Below are 2,764 nucleotides of genomic sequence, written 5' to 3' on the forward strand. Positions count from 1 at the left end.
AGATTGAGAATAGGGGCGACTTTCCAGGAGGGCTAAAAAGTCAGCTTTGTGATCCTAGCAAAGGATGGAAGCTATTAACGGGATCCTTTGGGCTCCCCAGGCCGAAACATTTGCAGCAACACTTGCCGGCGAGAGCACCGCCAGTAATCAACATGGGATCCGATCAACCCCGTCTCATTGATCTGCATCTCTGTCCAGCCGGGGATGCACAGGCGGGGACGCCAAGGCAAAGCCAAAGAACCGCTTAGGATCCACTCGGTGCGGATCTGGCTGCCGGTTTGTCGAATATCCTGCAGCTCGAGACGGATATCCTCTATCCAACGCCCTATCCCCTCGATCATGCGGCGATAGCGATCCAAGCCGCGAAACTCGTTGAGGGGATCCCGGAAGTAAACCTGCGGGTCGTAGATCGCATAGGTCTGATCCCGGGGAAAGCGAGCGTAATCTGCCCGCAAGATGGCCACCAGATCGGCGCTAGGCGGGGCTGGGGAAGGAAGGCTCATAGCTTGGCCGCAACAGAAAGAGACACCGTTTCTCCGGGGGCAGGGCAACACAACCGGATAGATTGGGACGTGGCGGCATTCAAGGCTGCCAGCTTTTCTCGAAACTCCTGCAGGCTGCCCAAGGGGCGGATCTGGGCGGCAAACCACCCGTGGTAGTCCACCTCTCCCATCGCGGTTGGGATCACCTGCTGGGGGCGTAGGGCTGCCACCACCTCCAGGGCCCGCTCTGGCCCCATGATCACCTCTCCCAAGAGGGGAAAGATCTGCCCCACCACCGGAATCAGTAGGGTATGGATGGAGCCAAACTCCTGCTGCAGCCGCGGGCGGACATCCGGCTGGGACAGATGAGGCTCGTAGTAAAGCCGTGTCTGGGAGGACACCTCTTCCAGCAGATAGCCCAGCTCACGGACAGGCCCCAGGAGCGCACCGGGAATGGCCGTGACGCGCAGATCCCCCCACTGAGCGGACTGCCAGGGATCCAGAGCTTGAACTGTTGCAAATCCCAGACTCTTCACGACTCTGGCTGCAGCCGGCGAGGCCAAAACGGGGATTCGCTTATCCAGGCGCTGCAGCGTTGGCGGGTGGCAGTGATCCGGCTGGGCTTGGCTGAGGAGGATCCCGTCGATTTTGGGCAAGGTCTCCGGCGTAAAAGGGAGCGGCTGGCGGTGCTCCAGGCGGATGAACCAGGGGATCCCCAGAAACACCAAGGGATCCACCAGCCACGGATCCAATAGGAAGGTTTGCTCCCGGGTGTGGATGAGCCAACTGTTGAGGTCGATGCGGGTCAGTTGCATGAGTTTGAAGTGAGGTTATTGCCCGGTAATGGAGAGATCGGCAACCCAAATGCGGGGACACAGCCCACCGGGTGTGACTTGCGGCTCGGGCTCGACGTAGAAAATCGACTTCAACAGCTCCAGGAAGTCTCCGGCCACCGTGGCCGCTTCGATGCTGATGCGTTCTCCTTGGCGTACCCACCACCCCTGAAACGGCAGCGAGAAGGATCCCTGTAGGGGCTTAACGCCGGCATGAAGCGCTTGCAGCTCATCGATCCAAACTACATTTTCAGCCGTAGCCAAGTCATAGGTGCTCTCCGGCGGTGCCCCGGCAAATACATGGTAGTAGTGGGCGGCAACTGTGACCTTGGCGCCGATGTTGGCATGGCCAGTGGGCTGGGCTCCTAGGCGCTTGGCTGTACCGGCGCTGTGCAAAAAGTGGGTCAAAACTCCATTGGTGATGAGAGGGACACGGCGGGTGGGGGTGCCTTCTCCATCAAAGCTGATCGCTCCCACATTGGTCGGGTGTAGAGCATCATCACACACCGATAGGAGAGGCGAGGCAATGGTCTTGCCCAGGGATTCTGGGGTGGACAGGCTTTGGTTGTCCAAAATGTTTTGGGCATTGAACACATTGGAGAAGGCGCCCAACAAACTCAAAAAGGCTTCTCCGGAAAAGACCACTGTGTATTTTCCAGAAGGGATCCGCTCGTACTCCAGATGGCTCATCAATTTCTCAGCAGCTTCCTGCACACAACCCTGGATATCCAACTCATCCAGGCTGCGAGCCACTCGCATGGCTCCGGCGCTGCGGGGTTTGCGACCTTCTTGCTCTGCCTTGCTGTAGAGAAAAACCGAAGCGAGGGTATGCTCCTCTTGTCGTAGGGCTTGGTGGCTGTTGAGGTAGAAGCGGTTGATTTGCCGCTGCGCTAGGCCGTTGTAGGGCACCCCCTGAATGGCGGGATGGGATCCCAGCAGTGCCTTTTCAGCAGCCACCAACTGTTCCAACAAGTCGCCGGCCAAAGCCAACGGCCCTTTGTCGTTACAAGGCTGAGCAATAGGCAGAGTGGCTTCCGGGCTGAATTGAGGGGCATGTTCCCGCACGCCAAAATGGCTGGCTTCAAAGGCCGTTTGCAGGGCCAGTTCCAGCCCCGCCTCATCCACATCGGTGGTGGAAGTTACTCCCACCTGCCCTTGGTCGTTCCAGGCCCGCACCGTCACGCTGCAGCGGTGGGAAGCCTTGACCTGGCGAGGTTCCCCATGATCTACCTGCACGCTGGTTTCATCCACTTGAGCCCCGTAGAGATCAAACTGAGGGATCCCCAGCCGCCGGGCACAGCTTTGTGCCTGTTCTGCCAACACCTCGACTTGCACCATTGCCACTCCCCAAGTTCCTGTTGCCATCCAGCGCCTCTAGTAAACTACCCGCACTCATGCTGACGCAGAGCGCTCCGCACCGCTAAAGCGAAAGAGTGCAGGCTTTCGGTA

At 58.9% G+C, this 2,764-nt stretch carries 3 protein-coding genes; all 3 read right to left on the reverse strand.

Annotated elements, in window-relative coordinates:
* Positions 1–74: 74 nt before the first annotated feature.
* The 3 genes from NW856_RS14090 to NW856_RS14100 are packed head-to-tail and all read right to left on the reverse strand — an operon-like array spanning position 75 to position 2,653.
* Positions 75–503: a DUF2358 domain-containing protein gene (locus tag NW856_RS14090; RefSeq protein WP_414400749.1), complete on the reverse strand. Its 429-nt coding sequence runs from the start codon at positions 501–503 to the stop codon at positions 75–77.
* Positions 500–1,297, reverse strand: a complete 798-nt coding sequence (locus NW856_RS14095) for an MBL fold metallo-hydrolase (protein ID WP_414400750.1) — start codon at positions 1,295–1,297, stop codon at positions 500–502. Before NW856_RS14095 ends, NW856_RS14090 begins: the two co-directional genes overlap by 4 nt.
* A gap of 15 nt (positions 1,298–1,312) precedes the next feature.
* On the reverse strand, positions 1,313–2,653 hold the full coding sequence (locus NW856_RS14100) for a TldD/PmbA family protein (protein ID WP_414400751.1): 1,341 nt from the start codon (positions 2,651–2,653) through the stop codon (positions 1,313–1,315).
* Between the last annotated feature and the right edge of the window lie 111 nt (positions 2,654–2,764).

The sequence above is a fragment of the Synechococcus sp. R3-13 genome, from assembly GCF_047462195.1.
In the GTDB taxonomy this organism is placed as follows: Bacteria; Cyanobacteriota; Cyanobacteriia; order Thermostichales; family Thermostichaceae; genus Thermostichus.